The organism is Rhodococcus sp. P4_F5 (genome assembly GCF_056401315.1).
The window spans coordinates 45,699-65,224 of the sequence record NZ_JBFUJP010000012.1 but is presented as its reverse complement, the minus strand read 5'-3'; the positions used below and the strand labels follow the sequence as shown (position 1 = coordinate 65,224).

General features: G+C 70.7%; 16 protein-coding genes. 1 reads left to right on the top strand and 15 read right to left on the bottom strand.

The window, feature by feature from the left end; translation table 11 throughout:
* Positions 1-57: 57 nt before the first annotated feature.
* The 3 genes from AC1DU4_RS08085 to AC1DU4_RS08075 form a co-directional block, all read right to left on the bottom strand.
* Entirely contained in the window at positions 58-1,728 is a 1,671-nt protein-coding gene (locus AC1DU4_RS08085; protein WP_477838717.1) for a sigma-54-dependent Fis family transcriptional regulator, read from the bottom strand.
* Positions 1,729-1,739: 11 nt separating this feature from the next.
* Positions 1,740-3,329, bottom strand: a complete 1,590-nt coding sequence (locus AC1DU4_RS08080) for an AMP-binding protein (protein WP_477838751.1) — start codon at positions 3,327-3,329, stop codon at positions 1,740-1,742.
* 241 nt (positions 3,330-3,570) lie between these two features.
* Complete coding sequence (locus AC1DU4_RS08075) at positions 3,571-4,908, bottom strand: MFS transporter (protein WP_477838715.1); 1,338 nt, start codon at positions 4,906-4,908, stop codon at positions 3,571-3,573.
* A 27-nt stretch (positions 4,909-4,935) separates the two neighbouring features.
* On the opposite strand from AC1DU4_RS08075, the gene AC1DU4_RS08070 reads away from it, so the two are divergent.
* Positions 4,936-5,484, top strand: a complete 549-nt coding sequence (locus AC1DU4_RS08070; protein WP_477838712.1) for a TetR-type transcription factor C-terminal domain-containing protein — start codon at positions 4,936-4,938, stop codon at positions 5,482-5,484.
* Positions 5,485-5,583: 99 nt separating this feature from the next.
* Here the strand turns inward: AC1DU4_RS08070 and AC1DU4_RS08065 are convergent, their stop codons facing one another.
* From AC1DU4_RS08065 to mftF, 12 genes are all read right to left on the bottom strand, one after another.
* Complete coding sequence (locus AC1DU4_RS08065; RefSeq protein WP_477838711.1) at positions 5,584-6,078, bottom strand: hypothetical protein; 495 nt, start codon at positions 6,076-6,078, stop codon at positions 5,584-5,586.
* 58 nt (positions 6,079-6,136) lie between these two features.
* Positions 6,137-7,018: an alpha/beta fold hydrolase gene (locus AC1DU4_RS08060; RefSeq protein ID WP_477838710.1), complete on the bottom strand. Its 882-nt coding sequence runs from the start codon at positions 7,016-7,018 to the stop codon at positions 6,137-6,139.
* Between the two features lie 85 nt (positions 7,019-7,103).
* Entirely contained in the window at positions 7,104-7,949 is an 846-nt protein-coding gene (locus tag AC1DU4_RS08055; protein ID WP_477838708.1) for a mycofactocin-coupled SDR family oxidoreductase, read from the bottom strand.
* 112 nt (positions 7,950-8,061) lie between these two features.
* Positions 8,062-8,880, bottom strand: a complete 819-nt coding sequence (gene eutC / locus AC1DU4_RS08050; RefSeq protein WP_477838749.1) for an ethanolamine ammonia-lyase subunit EutC — start codon at positions 8,878-8,880, stop codon at positions 8,062-8,064.
* Between the two features lie 6 nt (positions 8,881-8,886).
* Positions 8,887-10,296 (bottom strand): ethanolamine ammonia-lyase subunit EutB, encoded by a 1,410-nt coding sequence (locus tag AC1DU4_RS08045; protein ID WP_477838706.1) that lies wholly within the window; start codon positions 10,294-10,296, stop codon positions 8,887-8,889.
* Entirely contained in the window at positions 10,293-11,726 is a 1,434-nt protein-coding gene (gene eat, locus AC1DU4_RS08040) for an ethanolamine permease (RefSeq protein ID WP_477838747.1), read from the bottom strand. The genes AC1DU4_RS08045 and eat overlap by 4 nt, the downstream gene beginning before the upstream one ends.
* 155 nt (positions 11,727-11,881) lie before the next feature.
* Positions 11,882-12,457, bottom strand: coding sequence for a DUF779 domain-containing protein (locus AC1DU4_RS08035; protein ID WP_477838704.1), 576 nt, complete (start codon positions 12,455-12,457; stop codon positions 11,882-11,884).
* Positions 12,454-13,479 carry an alcohol dehydrogenase AdhP gene (adhP, locus tag AC1DU4_RS08030; protein WP_477838702.1) on the bottom strand — a complete coding sequence of 342 codons (1,026 nt, stop codon included), beginning with the start codon at positions 13,477-13,479 and terminating at the stop codon, positions 12,454-12,456. The genes AC1DU4_RS08035 and adhP overlap by 4 nt, the downstream gene beginning before the upstream one ends.
* 92 nt (positions 13,480-13,571) lie before the next feature.
* Positions 13,572-15,095 (bottom strand): aldehyde dehydrogenase, encoded by a 1,524-nt coding sequence (gene adh, locus AC1DU4_RS08025; RefSeq protein ID WP_477838700.1) that lies wholly within the window; start codon positions 15,093-15,095, stop codon positions 13,572-13,574.
* A gap of 139 nt (positions 15,096-15,234) precedes the next feature.
* Positions 15,235-16,551, bottom strand: a complete 1,317-nt coding sequence (locus tag AC1DU4_RS08020) for a sigma-54-dependent transcriptional regulator family protein (RefSeq protein ID WP_477838698.1) — start codon at positions 16,549-16,551, stop codon at positions 15,235-15,237.
* 87 nt (positions 16,552-16,638) lie between these two features.
* Positions 16,639-18,120, bottom strand: coding sequence for a mycofactocin dehydrogenase MftG (gene mftG / locus AC1DU4_RS08015; RefSeq protein ID WP_477838696.1), 1,482 nt, complete (start codon positions 18,118-18,120; stop codon positions 16,639-16,641).
* A 5-nt stretch (positions 18,121-18,125) separates the two neighbouring features.
* The gene (gene mftF, locus AC1DU4_RS08010) at positions 18,126-19,523 is read right to left on the bottom strand and encodes a mycofactocin biosynthesis glycosyltransferase MftF (RefSeq protein WP_477838694.1); all 1,398 of its coding nucleotides are present in this window, start codon (positions 19,521-19,523) and stop codon (positions 18,126-18,128) included.
* Between the last annotated feature and the right edge of the window lie 3 nt (positions 19,524-19,526).

Sequence of the window (19,526 nt, the reverse complement as noted above, 5' to 3'; positions counted from 1 at the left end):
GCACGCCATACTCCGACGGAAAGGGTCCCGCTAACTGTGCGACTTCCGGACAGTCCCCTAGGTCGTGATGTCGAGCGCCCGGATGCGGGAATACAGTGTGCTGCGGCTGATTCCGAGACGGACCGACGCGTGCACCTTGTTGCCGCCGCACTCCCGCAGCGCGTCGACGATCGCCTGACGCTCGGCGCGTTCGCGGCCGGCGAGCCGGGACACCCGCGAGCTCGTCCGGTACGCCTCGGGCAGGTCGGCGAGTCCGAGCCTGTTGCTGGACCGCGCCTCGACCGCCCTGGTCAGCACCACCCTGAGCTCGGTCAGGTTGCCCGGCCACTCCCCCGCGACCAGCGCCTCCAGCGCGCTGGACGTGAGGACGACCCCCGGCGCCAGCTCGTCGAGCATCGCCTGCGCGATCTCCGGGAGCTCACCGAGGCGTTGCCGCAACTGCGGGACGGTGATCCGTTCCGGACACCGTGCGACCAGGGCCGCGACCGCCGCGGGCAGGTCGTCGACCGGGCCGCTCGTGAGCACGATCCGGGGGCCAGACTCGGCGAGGATCAGCTCGGTGACCAGCGGCAGTACCGCGGCGGGGAGCAACTGCGCGTGCTCGATCGCCAGCACACCACCCGACGAGGCCGCATTCTCGAGCACCGCGGCGAGCCATTGTTCGACTCCCACGATCGGCACCCGGGTCGCATCCATCCAGTGCACATGCTCGGTGCCCGCGAGGTCGCGGATCGCGGTGGTCCGACCGGATCCGGGCTCCCCGACGATCGCGACGGCGCTCCGGTTGCCACGTACCCGCCGCAGCTGGGCCCGCGCCCGATCGCCCGCGGACCCCGGCGCGGCACCCCGGCGTCGGATCGGCGCACTCGTACGGTGCACCGGCTGGACCAGAAACAGGGTGCCGCCATTGGTTCCGGAGATCCGGTCGGCCCGGACCGTGGCCAGTTCACCGGATGCCAGTTCCATGTCGATGGTGCGGGTCTGGTCCGGAAGCAGGTCCACGGCGAGGCCGCGCAGGGCCGCATGGTCGGCCACGTCGAGCAGGTCCAGCGCGGTTCGATTGGTGAGCAGGATGTCCTCGCCGATGGCGGCGACGGCGAGGTGACGCTGCGGCGAGACTCGGTGGAAGGCGTCGACCAACCGCTGCTCCGACGCCCGCGAACCCTCCAGCAGACGCCGTTCGATGTCCGACGCGGCCCGCTGCAGGAAGGGCGCGAACAACGAGTTCGCCTGTGGGGCAAACCCGGTCATGTCCAGAACACCCTCCACCCGATGCGTGACCGGATGGATGATCGGATGCCCGTAACAGCTCACGCCCTTGAACTGTTCGAGGTAGTGCTCCCCGCCGTTGATGACGACGCCGCGGCGCACCTCGAGGGGTGTGCCGATCGCGTTCGTCCCCGCGATGTCCTCCCCGAACCGGGAGCCGAGCACCGCGCCGAGTCGATCCATGTGCCGTTCGACCTGCTGGTTGTCGAACGCCCTCGCCACGATTTGGCAGTCGCGGTCGGCCAGCAGGACGCAGAGCCCGGTGCCGGCGATCTGGCCCCGGATCTCGTCCAGGATCGGCTGCGCGGCCCGAATCAACCGGCTCGTGAAGTCCACGTCCGGCGACGGGTCCGCGTCGAACGCGCCTTCCGGGTCGACACCGCTGAGCGCCGACCGCTTCCAGGACAGCGCGATCTCCGGACGGACCGCAGGCCCTCCTGCTGTCTCCTCTGTGTCCACGCCCGCTCCCGCTATCGGTGACCGATCAGTTCGACCGACTGCTCACGCATCTCGATCTTGCGGACCTTCCCGGTCACCGTCATCGGGAACTCGTCGACGACGTGGACGTAGCGCGGAATCTTGTAGTGCGCCAGTTTTCCGTCACAGAAGGCGCGGACGGCGGCGGCGTCCAACGGCGCCGCACCCTCGCGCATTCGGATCCACACCATCAGCTCCTCCCCGTACTTCGCGTCGGGCACGCCGATCACCTGTGCGTCGAGGATGTCGGGGTGCGTGTAGAGGAATTCCTCGATCTCGCGCGGGTAGACGTTCTCCCCGCCGCGGATCACCATGTCCTTGATCCGGCCGGTGATCGCGACGTAGCCGTCGGAGTCCATCACCCCGATGTCGCCGGTGTGCATCCACCGGGCGGCGTCGATCGCCTCGGCCGACTTCTCCGGGTTCTCCCAGTAGCCGAGCATCACCGAGTAGCCGCGGGTGCACAGCTCGCCGGCCTCCCCGCGGGGCACCGTCAGACCGGTTGCGGGATCGACGATCTTCACCTCGAGGTGCGGTCCGACCCTCCCCACCGTGGACACCCGCTGGTCGACCGTGTCGTCGGAGCGGGTCTGCAGCGAGACCGGGGACGTCTCGGTCATGCCGTAGCAGATCGACACCTCGGCCATCCCCATCCGCTCGATGACCTGCTTCATCACCTCCACCGGACAGGGCGAGCCGGCCATGATGCCGGTCCGCAGGCTCGACAGGTCGTAGTCGTCGAAGCCGGGCTCGGCGAGTTCCGCGATGAACATCGTCGGCACACCGTAGAGCGAGGTGCACCGCTCCGCCTGCACCGCCTCCAGGGTGGCCTTCGGGTCGAACGCCGGACCTGGAATCACCATCGCCGCACCGTGACTGGTGCACGCGAGGTTCCCCATCACCATTCCGAAGCAGTGGTAGAACGGCACCGGGATGCACACCCGGTCGGCTTCGGTGTAGTGGCACAGCTCGCCGACGAAGTAGCCGTTGTTGAGGATGTTGTGATGACTCAGCGTGGCCCCCTTCGGGAAACCCGTTGTGCCCGAGGTGTACTGGATGTTGATGGGGTCGTCCGACGAGAGCGCGGCCTGGGCCGATGCCAGCAGGGACGGGTCGGCCGCCTGCGCGGCCAGTCCGTCCGCGACGAGCACGCGCCAGTCCTCACCGCCGAGCAGGACCACCGACTCCAGGTCGGCGCACTGCGGCCGGACCGTCTCGATCATCGCCGCGTAGTCGGAGGTCTTGAAGCTCGTCGCGGCGACCAGCATCTTGATGCCCGCCTGCTCGAGCACGTACTGCAGTTCGTGCGAGCGGTAGGCCGGGTTGATGTTGACCAGGATCGCGCCGATCTTCGCGGTCGCGTACTGGATCATGGTCCACTCCGGGCAGTTCGGGGCCCATATCCCCACCCGGTCGCCCTTGTCGACACCGCGCGCCAGCAGCCCGGCCGCGACCCCGTTGACCTCCGCCGCGAGCTCGGCGTAGGTCCACCGCCGCCCCGAGGCGTGGTCGACGAGGGCATCACGCCCACCGTGGGCCGCGACCGTCCTGTCGAAGTTGTCCCCGATGGTGTCGCCGAGCATCGGGCTGTCCCAGGTGCCCGAGGCGTAGCTGGGCAGGGGTGGATTGCCGGGGGTTCCACCGGGCAGGACCGTGATCATCCGTTTTCCTCTCCGGGCGCCTGTTCCGGCGCCTCCGGGAGGGCCCGCCTCGGCGAGCCCTCCCGTGGTCGAACCTACTCGTTTCGATGTGACCTACGACATAGTCCGCGGTCCGGGGCCGGCATAACTGTGCAAAGTCCGGACACCCGGCACCGGCCGAGCGTCAGAGCGCGTGGTCCTTGGTCTCGACCAGCGCCTTGGTGCAGAAGAAACTCAACACCGCGAGGACCGCCAGCATGACGCCGATCGCGGAGCTGCCGTACGCCGACGCGAGCGGCGCGGCGATCAGCGGCGGGACCGCGCCGCCGAGGACGCCGGCCAGGTTGTAGCCCAGCCCCGCGCCGGTGTAGCGGTAGCGGGTCTGGAACATCTCGGGCAGCAGCGCGCCGCACGGACCGTAGGCGACGCCGAAGATCGCGAGCGTCACGAACATGCCGATCGCGAAGGCCACCGGCGATCCGGTGTCGAGGATCGGGAACAGGGCCAGCGCCCAGACCAGGGCGGCGACGCAGGACGCCATGATCACCTTGCGGCGGCCGATCCGGTCGGAGTAGAGCGCGGAGACGATGATCGCGATCCCGAAGACGACGGCGGAGGCGATGCCGACCATCAGCACGAACGGCCGGCTGAAGCCGAGCGTCTTGGTTCCGTAGCTGGTGAGGAAGGCCGTGCCGAGGTAGAAGAAGGCGAACAGCGTGGCCAGGGCGCCCGCGGAGAGCAGGATCTCCTTGCGCTGGTAGCGCCAGGCGTCGAGGAACGGCAGGGTGCGGGGCCCGGCGTCCGGCCCGTCGAGTTCGCGCTGCGCCTGGTTGGCGCGGAACACCGGGGTCTCCTCGATGGCGAGGCGCATGTACAGGCCGATGCCGACCAGCACGATGGAGAACAGGAACGGAACGCGCCAGCCCCAGTTGAGGAAGGTCTCGTTCGAGTCGCCGAGCACCGCGCCGGTGATGAGGAAGGTGCTGCTGGAGAGGATGAAGGCGATCGCCGGGCCGAGCTGCGGGAACATCGCGTACAGGCCGCGTTTGCCGGGCGGTGCGTACTCGGCCGTCAACAGCGTCGCGCCTGCCCACTCGCCGCCGACCGCGAAGCCCTGCCCGAAGCGGAGCAGCACCAGGATGATCGGGGCCGCGACGCCGATCGTGGAGGCGCTCGGCAGCAGCCCGATGAGCAACGTGGAGATGCCCATCAGCAGCAGCGTGGAGATCAGGGTCTTCTTGCGGCCGATCCGGTCGCCGTAGTGCCCGAACAACATGGCCCCGACCGGTCGCGCGATGAAGGCGACCGCGAAGGTGGCGAACGAGGCGACGGTGCCGGCGGTGGAACCGAGGGCCGGGAAGAACACCTTGGGAAAGACCAGCGCCGCCGCGGTCCCGTAGATGAAGAAGTCGTAGAACTCGATCGTTGTCCCGATACAACTGGCGACCGCTACCCGGCGCACGCTGGTGTGCGTCGCGGGAGGGGCGATCCCGGGTCCAACTGCTGGCGACACTGCCGTCATGGAGGTCCTCTTCTCGCGCCATGCGCGATGCCCGGTCGGGCATCACTGACTGCGAGAAACGTAGTGAGCTGGCTCACCCCCGAACCACCCCCGAAAAGGGGGTGCCGTGRCCCACGTCACCACCGGCATGGTTCCGGCGAGACGGCAGCGCGCGGCACGGGCCCAGGACTACCTCCGGGACCTGCGGGAACGTTCGGCGCGGCCCTGACCGAAGGCCAGGACCCGACCTCGCGGCTCGAGGTGCTGGTTCTCACCGCCCTCACCGCCGCCGAGGCGCATCCGCACGCCACCCGGATCTGGCAGAACGAACTGGACTACATGCAGGAACAGATGGTGGAGGCCGATCTCGGGCCTGCCGCCGCGGAACTCGAGTCGTTCTGGACCGACACCATTGCGGCCGGGGTGGCCGAGGGAACCTTCCGCGCCGATGTCGACCAGCGTGTGTTCCACATGCTGTTGCGCAACGCCGTCTGGATGGCGTCGCAGTGGTACCGCCCCTCCGCGGAGTACCCCGCCGAGAAGATGGCACGCGACGTGGTGACCGTGTTCGTCGACGGATACCGCGAACGGGGCTGACCGGTCCGGGTGATGTCCCCAGGGTGGTGTCCCGAACGCCCGCGAGCGGAGACGGCATCAGCCGTCGGGCACCGCGGCCGTCCGGGACTGCCGAGCGCGCTAGCGGCCGGCGGCGCTGAGGATCTCCTGGCGCAGCTCGGACCACACCACCGTGTAGGCGGCGGCGTCCGCGAGCGAGTCGGCCAGCAGCTCCTGGTAGCGCGAGAGCCGCGGCACGTAGGCCGAGACGTCGTCGAAGACGTCCGATGCCCGGCGGTCCAGGTCGGCGATTGCGGCCGCGTCGCCCGCGACGTCGGCGAACTCCGCATCGAGCGGCTCGAACCGCTCGACGACCTCCGCGAACAGGTCTTCGTCGATGGACACCCGCTCCGCGTCGAGCTGGTCCGTGAGCTCGGCGACACCCGACTCGGTCAGCGCGACCGCGCCGTCACCGGAATCGGCGGCGCGGCCGGCGGCCGACAGCGCGTCGAGTGCGGCCTGCGCGGAGGCAGCCGAGACGCCGAGCTGCGCGGCGAGCAGGTCGGCGGTCACCGCGCCCTTGAGCCGCACCGTCTGGAGCAGGGCGAGTTCGTCGACGTTTCCTGCAAATGCCATTGCGTATCTCCTTGTTTTGTCCCCGGGGGTACCGACTGTGTTGTCCCCGGGGGCCTAACTATTCCGCGAGCGGCACCGACGGTTGCGTCAGGGTGGCCAGGAAGCCCCCGACCTGCTGCACGAAGATCGCATTGTCGTCGCCCGCGACCATGTGCCCCGCCTGTGAGACGTTGACCGCCTGCGCGTGCGGGATCAACGCGAGCAGCTCCTCCACCCCGTCCGCGCTGACGATGTCGGACCGATCGCCGTGCACGAGCAGGGTCGGCACCTCGACGGCCTGGGCCGCGTCCACCATCCGCGGGTAGTTGTCGGCCGGCGTGATGCTGCCTGCGCGCGGATTGGTGAGGGCGGGGTCCCAGTGCCAGTACAGCCGGCCGTCACGCTCGCGGACATTGCGGCGCAGGCCCTCGACGTTCTTCGGGCGGGTCCGGTGCGGCTGGTAAGCGGCGACCGCGTCGGCGACCTCCTCGAGGCTGGCGAACCCGTCCGGGTTCCCGCGCATGAAGTCGCCGATCCGCTGCACACCCTCGGGTTCCACCTTGGGGGTGATGTCCACCAGGACCAGCGCGCGCACGGTGCCGGGGTTCTCGCCCTCCGCCACCAGGCCGGTCATCCCGCCGAGGGAGGCGCCGAAGAGCACCGGCCGGGCGTCGAGCTGGTCGATCACCCCGCGCAGGTCAGCCACCAGTTCGGAGAGCCGGTAGTCGCCCTCCGCCGACCAGTCGCTGTCGCCGTGCCCGCGGGCGTCGAGCGTGTACACGGTCCAGCCCTCCGCGGACAGGTCGGCCGCGGCGCGGTTCCAGGAGTGCCGGGTCTGACCGCCGCCGTGCAGCATCAGCATCACGCCCTGGTCCGCGGCCCCGGCAGCCGGCGGCCACCGGTCGGCCGCGATGGACCCTGCGCCGCCGCGGAACTCGACGGCCTCTCGATTCACGCTCATGACGTACACCATATGAAGCGCGTCGGACGGCGCCCACGCTGGTGGGTCCGCCGCACCCCGGCGCGGGTGCCCGCCGGCGCAGCGCCTATCCGCCGGCGAACTTCTCCGCGGTGCCGAGATCCACCGGCAGGGCGATTCCGGTGATCCCGCGACCGGTGTCGCCGACCAGGAACAGGACGGCGTCGGCGATCACCTCGGCCTCGACCCAGGGCTCGGGCAACAGGTTGAGCTTCTGCATGATCGCCGCGGTGTCCGCGAGCACCGGGTTCTCGAGGTCCGGGCGGAACCCGCGCACCATCGCCTCGTTGTCGATCATGGTGGTCCGCACATTGCCGGGGTGGACCGAGTTCACGCGAATGTTCGCCCACGCCAGTTCGTTCGCCAGGGACTTGGCCATCCCCCGGACCGCGTGCTTGGCGGTGGAGTAGTGCACGATCCCCGGCACCCCGCGAAGGCCCGCCATCGAACTGATCAGCACGACGGACCCGCCGCGGCCGCCCGCCAGCAGGTGCGGGATCGCGACCTTGGTGCTCTGCCAGACCCCGGTGACGTTGATGTCCATCATCTCGCGGAACTCGTCGGCGGTGAGGTCCCAGGACAGTTTCGGGGACGCGGCGATGCCTGCGTTGGCGACGACGATGTCGAGTCGTCCGAAACGCTCCACCCCGGCGTCGACGGCCTTCTGCAGGGCATCGAGGTCGCGGGTGTCGGCCACCGTCGCGGCGATGCCCCGCCCCTGGGCCTCCACCAGCGCGACCGTCTCGGCGAGGTCCGCCTCCGTGGCCATGTCGTACCCGGCGGTCGCGACCGGTGCGCACAGGTCGACCGCGATGATGTCGGCGCCCTCCGATGCCATCTTCACGGCATGCGCGCGTCCCTGACCGCGCGCCGCGCCGGTGATGAACGCGACCTGACCGGTGAGCTTGCCCATGGTTCTCCTCCACGTGTGACGAAGCTGAATCGCGCCCCATCATCCACCGCCCGCGGGGCCGGGGACGTCGTTTCGCCGGACGCGATCGCGAGGTCGGGCCGGAGGACCCTGCTCACTCGATGGTGAGTCCCCCACCCGAGGTCAACGCGTCGGAGCGGGAGGTGTCCTTCAGGTCGACGCCGGAGCGGCCGAGACGCCGTGCCCCGGACACCAGGCCCGCGACCACCCGGGCGGCCTCCGTGTACCCGAGCCCCTCGGGCGGGTGGACGTTGGAGATGCAGTTGCGGTCGGCGTCGGCGCGGCCCGGCCGCGGCCGGTGGGTCAGGTAGATGCCGAGGCTGTCCGCCACCGACAGCCCGGGGCGCTCGCCGATCAGCACGATCACCGTCTGTACGCCCATCGCCTCGGCGATGTGGTCGCCGAGCGCCACCCGGGCCTGCGTCGCGATCACCGGCGGCGCGATCGAGTAGTGCTCGGACAGCTCCGCGACCAGCGCGGCCAGCAGCGGCGCGCCGTGCTCGCTCAACGCCAGTGGCGAAAGCCCGTCGCCCAGGACGAAACCCAGATCCGCACCGCTGTGCGGCACGTCCGCGAGGTCGGCCGGGAGCCGCCCGAGGTCGGGCCGGCGCAGGTACTCCGCCCGGCTCGATGCCCGGCTGGTCACCCGCGCCGCGTGTCCCAGGCCGATCGCCTCGATCCGTTCGGCGAGTCCGTCGACCTCCAGCGGCAGGTGCACCGCGTCGCGGGCGGCCGCATGCGCCGAACGCAGCTCGAGCACCCGGTTCGTCGGCAGCGAGTCACCGGTCCGGCCGAGACCGATCCGGGACTGGGTGCTGCGCCGCAACTGTTCCCAGAAGTCGCCCGTCGGGTCGCCGGGCTGGACCCGGTCGCCCGGTTCGTGGTCTTGCGGTTCGTGGCCCCGCTGTTCGATGTTCACCTATGCCCCCGTCAGTGCGCGCAGCGGCGAGGCGGCCGCGTCCACCGGCAGCACCCGCCCCGACGCGTCGGTCATGCCGAGGCGAGCGAGCCAGGCCTCGAACTCCGGGGCGGGGCGCAGCCCGAGCACCCGGCGCACGTAGAGCACGTCGTGGAAGCTCAGCGACTGGTAGCCGAGCATCACGTCGTCCGCGCCCGGAACCGCGATCACGAAGGCCGCGCCCGCCACACCCAGCAGGGTCAGCAGGTTGTCCATGTCGTCCTGGTCGGCCTCGGCGTGGTTGGTGTAACAGACGTCTACGCCCATCGGCAGGCCGAGCAACTTGCCGCAGAAGTGGTCCTCGAGGCCGGCCCGGACGATCTGTCTGCCGTCGTAGAGGTACTCCGGCCCGATGAAGCCGACGACCGTGTTCACCAGCAGCGGCTGCAGGTCGCGGGCCACCGCGTAGGCCCGGGTCTCGAGGGTCTGCTGGTCCACCGGGCGGCCCCCGGTGCCCAGGTGTGCGCCCGCGCTCAGCGCCGAACCCTGACCCGTCTCGAGGTACATCACGTTGTCGCCGACGGTGCCACGGCCGAGGGAGCGGCCCGCGGCGTTCGCCTCCCGCAGCAACGAGATGTTCACGCCGAAACCGGAATTGGCGCCCTCGGTACCCGCGATCGACTGGAAGACGAGGTCGACGGGTGCACCCTCGGCGATCAGGTCCATCGTCGTGGTCACGTGCGAGAGCACGCAGGACTGAGTGGGGATGTCGAAGCGAGTGCGGATGTCGTCGAGCAGGTGCAGCAGGTCCGAGGTGGCGTGCGGCGAGTCGGTCGCCGGGTTGATCCCGATCACCGCGTCGCCACAGCCGAGCAGCAGCCCGTCGAGGGTGGCGGCCGCGATGCCACGCGGGTTGTCGGTCGGGTGGTTCGGCTGCAGCCGGGTGCTGAGCCGGCCGGGCAGGCCGACGGTGGTGCGGAACGCCGCGGTGACCTCCACCGCCCGCGCCACCGCGATCAGGTCCTGGTTCCGCATGATCTTGCTGACCGCCGCGACCATCTCCGGCGTCAGCCCCGGCGCCAGGGCACGCAGGATCGCCGCGGCCCCGTCGGTGGCGGCCACGGCCAGCAACCAGTCCCGCAGGCCACCGACGGTCAGGTGCGAGATCGCCTGGTACGCAACATGATCGTGCGAGTCGATGATCAGCCGGGTGACCTCGTCGGTCTCGTACGGCACCAGCAGCTCCTGCAGGAACCTCTCGAGCGGGACCTCCGCGAGCGCCCACTGCGCCGCCGCCCGCTCGGCATCCGAAGCCGCCGCGCACCCGGCGAGCTCGTCGCCGCTGCGCAGCGGCGTCGCCTTCGCCATCAGCTCGACGAGCCCGTCGAAGCTGTGGGTCACGCCCCGGATCTGCTGACGGTAGGTCGTCATTCGAGTTCCTCCTCGGCCTTCGCGAGCATCGCGAACTCCTCGTCCGGGGAGTTCGCCACCAGGTGGTGTCGACTGTAGAGGCCGAAGTAGGCCATGAAGGCCGCGAACGCCGCCACCGTCCACATCGCCGCGGTCACGTCGACCAGGAATGTCGCGATCACCGCGCCGACCGCGATCACCAGCGCGAAGGAGGTGGTGACGATGCCGCCGGGGGTGCGGTAGGGCCGCGGCATGTCCGGCTCACGCCTGCGCAACACGATGTGGCTGACCATCATCAGCACGTAGCTGACGGCCGCGCCGAGCACCGCCATGTTCAGCAGCATGGCGCCCTCGCCGGTGAGCGAGAGCACGAAGCCGACGATGCCCGGCACGACCAGTGCCAGGACCGGTGCCTTGCGCGAGTTGGTCACCGAGAGCCGGGTCGGCAGGTAGCCGGCGCGCGAGAGCGCGAAGGTCTGCCGGGAGTACGCGTACATGATGGAGAAGAAGCTGGCGACCAGGCCGGCGAGGCCGATGTAGTTGACGGCCCTGGCCGCTCCCCCGTCGCCGAGCGCCTGAACCAGCGGGTTGCCGGAGGTGGACAGCGCCTCCGCCCCGAGCGCGCCGGTGGCCAGGAACAGCACGACGGCACCGGTCACGATCAGCAGCAGCATGCTGATCCGGATGCCACGGGGCACGTTCTTCTCGGGCTCGCGGGCCTCTTCGGCGGCGAGCGGGACACCCTCGACGGCCAGGAAGAACCAGATCGCGAACGGCACCGCGGCCCAGATACCGAAGGCACCGAACGGCAGGAAGGACGACGCACCGACCGCCGAGGTGTCGACGGGGATGTCGGTGAGGTTGTTCGCGTCGAACAGGCCCCACGCGGACACCGCGAAGACCACCAGGCCGACCAGTGCGATCGCGGTGATCACGAACATCGCCTTGAGCGCCTCGCCGGCACCGGTGAGGTGGATGCCGATGAAGATCGCGTACACCGCCAGGTACACCCACCAGCCGTCGGTGATCCCGAACAGGCCCAGGGACTCCACATAGCCGCCGATGAAGGTGGCGATCGCCGCGGGCGCGATCGAGTACTCGATGAGAATCGCTGTGCCGGTGGCGAATCCGCCCCACGGGCCAAGGGCGCGCCGGGCGAAGGTGTAGCCGCCACCCGCCGCGGGCAGCGCGGAGGACATCTCGGCCATGCCGAGCACCATGGCCAGGTACATCGCGGCGATCACGATGCCGGCGATGAGCAGCCCGCCGAAGCCGCCGTGCGCCAGTCCGTTGTTCCAGCCGGCGTAGTCACCCGAGATCACGTAGCTGACACCGAGTCCGGCCAGCAGCAACCAGCCCGCGGAACCGGACTTCAGCGTGCGTTTCGCGAGGTACTCGCTGCCCTCGTTGTGAAAATCCTCGTGTGAGGGCTTGCTGACGGTGATCGCCATGGCGACCTCCTCCTTCGGGTAGATGGTCACACGACACGGGGAGGCACCACCAGTGGCAGCGGGGCTGCGGCACCGGCGGGGTACGCGTCGAGGGAGAATGGGAGGGCTGGGACAAGAGGTGACCGGCCAGGTCGCGGGCGGTTCGACGCCTCGCCCTACGGCAGGCCGCCGATGACGAGGGTCGACTCCGCGGCAGCACCGCTGGTTCGCGCCGCAGGCACCGGGCAGGCCTCGACCGCCTCCGTCACCACCTGCGGCTCGGCAGGCGGGGCGGGGCGAGCGCCCTGCTCCCACTGCTCGCCGGTGAGGGGCGGGTCCGCCGCGAGCGCCGCGACCTCGTCCGCGGTGAAGGCTCGGGCGCGGCTGAGGAACCGCAGGCCCTCCGGCGCCTCCAGGCTGAACCCGGAGCCGCGGCCCGGGACCACGTCGAGCACAAGTTGGGTGTGCTGCCACACCTCGAACTGGGTACCCGAGATCCACACGGGCACGGCGTCGACGCCGTCGGGCAGCGAGTTCGCGCCCTCCCCGGCGCCGAGCCGGAGATCGAGGAGCCCGACCAGTACGTCACGGTCGCCGACTATGAATTCCCCTGCGGGGTAACACATCGGCGCCGAGCCGTCGCAGCATCCGCCGGACTGGTGCATCATCAGCGCCCCGTGGACGCCGGCCAGCCGGCGCAGGAGCCCGACCGCACCGACGGTCGCCACGATGCGGCCGGGCACCTCGCTCACGCAAAGTCCAGGACGATGCGGCCGTCGACCTTGCCCGCGCGCAACTCGTCGAACACGTCGTTGATCTCCTCGAGTCGACGGACGTGCACGGTCGGCTTGATCGCGCCGCGGGCGTAGAAGTCGAGTGCCTCGGCCATGTCCTGCCGGGTGCCCACGATCGACCCGCGGAGGGTCAGGCCCTTGAGCACCGTGTCGAAGATCGGTGCCGGGAAGTCGCCGGGCGGCAGCCCGTTGAAGGTGATCGTCCCGCCCCGGCGGGCCATGCCGATGGCCTGCCCGAACGCCTCGGGATGCACCGCGGTCACCAGCACCGCGTCGGTGCCGCCGGTCGCCGCCTGGATCGCCTCGACGGGATCCTCCTCGGCCGCGTTGACCAGCACCTCGGCACCGAACTGGCGGGCGAGTTCGAGTTTGTCAGCCGACACGTCGACGGCCGCCACCCGCAGTCCCATCGCCACCGCGTACTGGACCGCGACGTGACCGAGGCCGCCGATACCCGAAATGGTCACCCACTGACCGGGTTCGAGATCGCTGACCTTGAGCCCCTTGTAGACCGTGACGCCTGCGCACAGCACCGGCGCGGCCTCGACCAGGTCGGCCCCGTCCGGAATGCGGGCGGCGAAGCGGGAATCGACCAGCATGTACTCCGCGAACGAACCGTTGACGGAATAGCCTCCGTTGACCTGCTTCTCGCAGAGGGTCTCCCATCCGGTGCGGCAGTACCTGCAGTCCAGGCACGCCGACCAGAGCCAGGCGTTGCCGACTCGCTGCCCGACCTCCAGTTCGGTGACTCCTTCGCCGAGCGCCACCACGGTGCCGGCCCCCTCGTGACCGGGCACGAACGGCGGACTCGGCTTGACCGGCCAGTCGCCGTTCGCGGCGTGCAGGTCGGTGTGGCAGACACCGCTGGTCGCGACCTTCACCAGCGCCTCGTTGCGGCCCGGCACGGGGATCGGCAGGTCCTCGATCGTGAGGGGCTTGCCGAACTCGTGAACCACCGCGGCCTTCATCGTCTCGGACATCAGGTCCTCCTTGCACCACTGGTCGGGGATCCGGGGCGCCCGCCGAGGGGCAGGGACGGCGGGCGCCCCGGTCGTTCACTGCGCCGCAGGGCTCAGAAGAAGCCCTGCGCCTTCGGCGCGTAGCTCACCAGCAGGTTCTTGGTCTGCTGGTAGTGGTCGAGCATCATGTGGTGGTTCTCGCGACCGATGCCGGACTGCTTGTAGCCGCCGAACGCCGCGTGCGCGGGGTACTGGTGGTACGTGTTGGTCCACACCCGCCCGGCCTGGATGTCGCGTCCGGCCCGGTAGGCGACGCCGCCGTCGCGCGACCACACCCCGGCGCCGAGACCGTAGAGCGTGTCGTTGGCGATCTCGATGGCCTCGTCGTAGTCCTTGAACGAGGTCACCGAGACGACGGGTCCGAAGATCTCCTCCTGGAAGATGCGCATCTTGTTGTTTCCGGTGAACACGGTCGGCTGCACGTAGAAGCCGCCGGCCAGGTCGCCGCCGAGGTCGGCCCGCTCGCCGCCGGTGATCAGCTGGGCGCCCTCCGCCTTGCCGATCTCGATGTACGAGAGGATCTTCTCGAGCTGGTCGTTGCTGGCCTGCGCGCCGATCATGGTGTCGGTGTCGAGCGGGTTCCCCTGGCGTACGGCCTTGGTCCGGATCGCGGCCATCGCGAGGAACTCGTCGAAGATGTCGGCCTGGATGACGGCGCGCGACGGGCAGGTGCAGACCTCGCCCTGGTTGAGCGCGAACATCGTGAAGCCCTCGAGCGCCTTGTCCTGGTAGTCGTCGTTGGCGGCGAGGACGTCGGAGAAGAAGATGTTGGGGCTCTTGCCGCCGAGTTCGAGGGTGACCGGGATCAGGTTCTGCGAGGCGTACTGCATGATCAGCCGGCCCGTGGTGGTCTCGCCGGTGAACGCGATCTTCTTGATCCGCGGGCTCGACGCCAGCGGCTTGCCCGCCTCGGTGCCGAAGCCGTTGACGATGTTGAGCACGCCGGCGGGCAGCAGGTCGCCGATGATGCCGATCAGGTGCAGGATCGACGCCGGGGTCTGCTCCGCGGGCTTGAGGACGATCGCGTTTCCGGCGGCCAGCGCGGGCGCCAGCTTCCACACGGCCATCAGGATCGGGAAGTTCCAGGGGATGATCTGGCCGACCACGCCGAGCGGCTCGTGGAAGTGATACGCGACGGTGTCGCTGTTGATCTCCGACAGCGAGCCCTCCTGGGCGCGGATGGCGCCGGCGAAGTACCGGAAGTGGTCGATGGCCAGCGGGATGTCGGCGTTGAGGGTCTCGCGGATCGGCTTGCCGTTGTCCCAGGACTCGGCGAGCGCGATCGACTCGAGGTTCTGCTCCATCCGGTCGGCGATCTTGTTCAGGATGACCGCGCGCTCGGCGACCGAGGTCTTGCCCCAGGCGGGCGCCGCGGCGTGGGCGGCATCGAGGGCGAGCTCGATGTCCTCGGCGGTGCCGCGGGCGATCTCGCAGAAGTTCTCGCCGGTGACCGGCGTCGGGTTCTCGAAGTACTGGCCCTTCACGGGCGCTACCCACTGGCCGCCGATCCAGTTGTCGTAACGGGACTGGAAGGACATCGCTGCATCCGGCGTACCGGGGCGGGCGTACACAGTCATCGATGACTCCTCGTGTGTGTTCGGGGCCAGGCCCGGGCAGGTGCGTCGGACCGCGACCCCTGGGGTTTTGACCAGAACAGGGGCTGTGATCCAGAACACTACGAGTCGGATGGTTGCAACTACGTTGCGTTCGGCGAAGTCATCCGCCGAGCTTGCGGTCGAGCATCTCGACCCGGGCCCTGACCTGCGCATACATCGGCGAGTCCGGCGCAATCGAGGACAGGTAGGCGGTCCAGGAGGCGGCGTCCTCGCGGCCCTCGGGGGTCGCCGTCCAGCGGGCCAGCTGCGCGGCGTCCCCGCCGCGCAGCAGGGCCGCCTGCATTCCGCTGCGCAGCTGCTCACGGATGTCCTCGACRCCGGGCGCGACCGAGCCCGGCAGCACCGGCCCGCGGTAGGCGGCCAGGGCCGCCGCCGCGTCGCCCCGGCCGAGCGCGCGCCGCACCTCCCCGACGTCCGAGACCAGGTCGGTGAGCAGTCGGTACGGCCTCGACCCGAGGCCCTGCGCGCCGAACACCTTGCGCAGCCGGGACATCTCGGCCCGCACGGTCACCGAGTCCAGGTCCGACTCGTCGAGCAGCATCGCCAGCTGGTCGGTGCTCAGGCCCTCCGGCCGGTCGGCGAGCAGCAGCAGGATCTCGGCGTGCCGCCGCGAGAGGGTCACCCGGTCGCCGTCGCGGACGAGTGTGGGCCGATCGGACCCGAGGACCTGCAGGCGCGGGGGTCCCGCGCCGAGCAGTCGGGGTGAGTTCAGCAGGTGCAGTCGCAACTCGGACTCCGCCGCGGCGACCGTGGCGCGGACCAGGGCCAGCACCTCCGGCACCGCGACCCGGGGGCCGCCGGTGATGTCGATCGCGCCGATGATCTGCCCGGTCATCGGGTCGTGCACCGGGGCCGCCGAACAACTCCAGTCGTGCACGGTGCGGCTGAAGTGCTCGGCCCCGAAGATCTGCACGGAGTGGTCGAGCGCGATGGCGGTGCCGGGCGCGTTGGTCCCGACCCGTTCCTCGCTCCAGTCGGCGCCCTCCGCGAAGTTCATCGCCAGGGCACGGTCCTTCGCCGCGGAGTCGCCCTCCACCCACAGCAGCCGGCCGCGGGCGTCGCTGATCGCGACCAGCAGTCCGGTGTCCGCCGTGTCCTCGACCAGCAGCTTGCGCACCACCGGCCGGATCAACGCCATCGGATGCGCGGACCGGTACCGCTCGAGTTCGTCGGCGCCGAGGTCGACGACGGCCTCGCGGCCRTCCGGGTCGACACCCTTGCTCCGGCTGCGCAGCCAGGAGTCGAGCACCACCGAGCGCACACCGGGGCGGTCCGGATCGCCGTCGCCCGCCGCCCCGTCGGCGAACGCGCCGTCCACGAACGAGCTGTGCGCGTTCGAGTTCGTGCGTGCCAACTGCGCGACATCATCACCCGGTCGAACGGCCACCCAGGGGTTGCCGTGCGGCTGTCTGGTCACTCGGTCTCCTCCATGACGTCAGGGCCCACTGTAATGCCAATCACACGGCGGCCGGAGGAGGAACAGCTGGTCAGGCGTCCAGACTGGTCACATTTCAAGCTGGTCACATTCGAGAAAGCCGGCCACCCGCTCCGCGATCATCACGACCGTCGCATGCGGCCCACGGGAGGTGAGCTCCGGCATCACCGAGGTGTCGGCCAGCCAGAGCCCCTGTACCCCCAGCACCCGGCAGCGCTCGTCGACCACGTCACCGGGGTGCGCCCCGCTGCCCATCCGGCAACTGCCCGACAGGTGCATCGAGGTACCGACGCCACCGCGCATGGCCGCGGCCGCCGCGCCGGATTCCGGTGGCTCGAGCAACCCGTCGAACGCATCCGAGCGCAGCAGTCGCTCGGCGAGGTCGAGCCCGGCGCGCATCCCCGCGCGGTCCGCGGCCGTCCGCAGGTACCGGTACCGGACCAGCGGCGCGGCGGCCGGGTCGGCGGAGCGCAGGACCACCTCGCCGCGGCTGTCCGGGCGCATCAACGCCACCCCGAGCCGGCCGAGCGGATCCACCACACCGGGGATCGCCTCACCGAAGGTGGCGGTGTACGGCCGCAACTCCACCGGCCCGGTGTCGAGGTCCGCCTCGAGCACCGTCTCCAGCAGCGGCGTGGTGCTCCGATGCGGCAGYGGCCGACGGCGGTAGCCGACCGTGACCTCCGGGTGGTCGGTGAATCCCCTGCCGACTCCCCGACTGTCCACCAGTACGTCGAGGCCGAGCGCCGAAAGCTCTTGCGCCGGACCGATACCCGAATGCATCAGCAGGTGCGGGGTGGCGACCGCGCCGCAACACACCACCACCCGGTCCGCGTGCAGCGCCCGCCGCCGTCCCTGCTCTTCCACCTCCACCCCCACCACCCGGAGGCCGGCGAACAGCAGCCTGCGCGCGGTGGTTCCGGTGTGCACCCGCAGGTTGGGCCGGGCCGGGCCGGCGCCGAGGTAGGCCTCGGCGGTGCTGACCCGCAGTCCCGACGCGGCATTGCGCGGCACCGGACCCACCCCGACGGCGTCGGGCTCGTTGAGGTCGGCCCGGTACCCGAACCCGGCCGAGGCGCACGCCGCGACGAACGCGCGACTGACCGGGTGCAGGTCCTCGGCTGGTGTGCGGGTGACGGGCATCGGGCCGTCGTCGCCGTGCCAGCGCCGCTCGCCCACCGGGTCGGTCTCGAGCCGCCGGAAGTACGGCAGCACCGCCTGGTACGACCAGCCGGCCGGCCAGCGCGAGAAGTCGGCGGCCGTGCCTCGCACGAAATACCCGCCGTTGACCGCGCCGGACCCGCCGAGCACCCGCCCACGCGCGAGGGTCGTCGGGATCCCCGGTTCGAGTTCGGCGGGGTAGGTCCAGGTGAGTTCGCTCGCGGGGCCCACCGGCAGCGTCCCGACCGGGCCCGGGGCCGGGGCGGGTGGGCCGGCTTCCACCAGAACGACTGTGCGGTCCGGGTTCTCGCTGAGCCTGGCCGCGACCACGCACCCTGCGGACCCACCGCCGACGACGATCACGTCGGCCACCGGCGCCGGGGCCGGCACGCGGGTCAGCCCTTCAGTCGGGGCGTCAGCGCGGCGAGGCTGCGGTCGGACACCGCACCGCGCCAGAGCCCGGTGCCGTAGGCGATGTCGTCGAGCCGCTTGAACAGCACGTGCCGGACCGGGCCCAGCCCGCCCGGCTCTCGATGCGTCCACCAGTCGGCCGCGCCCTCGGCGATCGCGACCGCCAGCACCGCGCGCCGCACCCGCGGGGACACCACGGCCGCGAACACCGTCACCGGCCAGTAGTGCCGGCACATCGCCGAGGCCAACTGCCAGGCCCCGCCGGCCAGCCCCTGTGCCGCCAGCACCAGGGCAATCCGGGTCGGCTTGTCCAGTTCACGGAAGGTGCGGCGCAGCCGGACCACCGTCACCGTCTGGGTCACCAGGGCACCGACCATGCCCGTCCGGGTGCCCGTTGCCAGCAGGACCCAGGACGCCAGCGTCCACCAGGACATCGCGACCGGCGGCACCAGCCCGGCGTGCCGGGAGGCCAGCGGCGCCGCGCTGGTTCCGTAGAACACCTTGCGGCCGAACCAGTTCCGGAACGAGACCCGGTGGTCGTGCGCGACCCGGGCGATCGGCTCGTAGCGCAGGCGCCAGCCCGCGTCGTGCAGGCGCCAGCACAGGTCGACGTCCTCGCCGACGTGCATGGAGGTGTCGAACCCGCCGCAGTCGTCGAGGGCGCAGCGCCGCACCACCATCGCGGCGCTGGGCACGTAGGACACCGCGCCGCCGGCCCGCACCGAGGCCTCCTTTCGGCCCAGGTCCAGGGAGGACCGCGCATGCTCGTAGCGGGCGATCACGCCACCCTCGGGCACCAGCGCGACGATCCGCGGGGCGACCATTGCCACCCCGGGGTCGCTGAAGTGACCGAGCATCGCGTCCAGCCAGCCCGACCGCGGCACCACGTCGGAGTCCAGCAGCGCCACGAATTCGGTTGTCACGGCGTCGATTCCGGTGTTCCGAGCGGCGGCCGGCCCCTGCGAGGTCTCGTGTCGGAGCACCCGCACGCTGCCGCGTCCGTCGGTGACCGGCGGCGGCGTCACCGGGGTGTCGGAGCCGTCGTCGACAACGATGACCTCGAGTCCGCGCAGGGCGGGCAGCAACCGGTTCAGGCCCGCCGCATTGTTACGGAGCGGGATGACCACGGTGACGTCCCGGATCGACGGTGAACTCATCGGCCGCGGATTGGCCACCCCGGAGTCCAGGAGATGCCGCGCGACCGCGGCGGACTGCGAGTCCACCACCTTGAGGTAGCCGTCGCCGATCATCGCGGCGGCGGTGGGCGCGAGCTTGAGCATGCGAGTGGGGGTACCGCCGATGAGGACCTGTCCCCCGGAGAAGGCACGCACTCTCGGGTCGATCCGCACCCCGAATCCGTCGGGTAGCCGGGCTTGACGCATCAG

What these genes read in the sequence shown, in the direction of transcription:
- AC1DU4_RS08080 (WP_477838751.1), bottom strand. Translation starts at nt 3,329, where the DNA reads ATGCTCGGCGACACCATCGGGGACAACTTCGACAGGACGGTCGCGGCC.
- AC1DU4_RS08075 (WP_477838715.1), bottom strand. Translation starts at nt 4,908, where the DNA reads ATGACGGCAGTGTCGCCAGCAGTTGGACCCGGGATCGCCCCTCCCGCG.
- AC1DU4_RS08065 (WP_477838711.1), bottom strand. Translation starts at nt 6,078, where the DNA reads ATGGCATTTGCAGGAAACGTCGACGAACTCGCCCTGCTCCAGACGGTG.
- AC1DU4_RS08060 (WP_477838710.1), bottom strand. Translation starts at nt 7,018, where the DNA reads ATGAGCGTGAATCGAGAGGCCGTCGAGTTCCGCGGCGGCGCAGGGTCC.
- AC1DU4_RS08055 (WP_477838708.1), bottom strand. Translation starts at nt 7,949, where the DNA reads ATGGGCAAGCTCACCGGTCAGGTCGCGTTCATCACCGGCGCGGCGCGC.
- AC1DU4_RS08045 (WP_477838706.1), bottom strand. Translation starts at nt 10,296, where the DNA reads ATGACGACCTACCGTCAGCAGATCCGGGGCGTGACCCACAGCTTCGAC.
- eat (WP_477838747.1), bottom strand. Translation starts at nt 11,726, where the DNA reads ATGGCGATCACCGTCAGCAAGCCCTCACACGAGGATTTTCACAACGAG.
- adhP (WP_477838702.1), bottom strand. Translation starts at nt 13,479, where the DNA reads ATGTCCGAGACGATGAAGGCCGCGGTGGTTCACGAGTTCGGCAAGCCC.
- adh (WP_477838700.1), bottom strand. Translation starts at nt 15,095, where the DNA reads ATGACTGTGTACGCCCGCCCCGGTACGCCGGATGCAGCGATGTCCTTC.
- mftF (WP_477838694.1), bottom strand. Translation starts at nt 19,523, where the DNA reads ATGCGTCAAGCCCGGCTACCCGACGGATTCGGGGTGCGGATCGACCCG.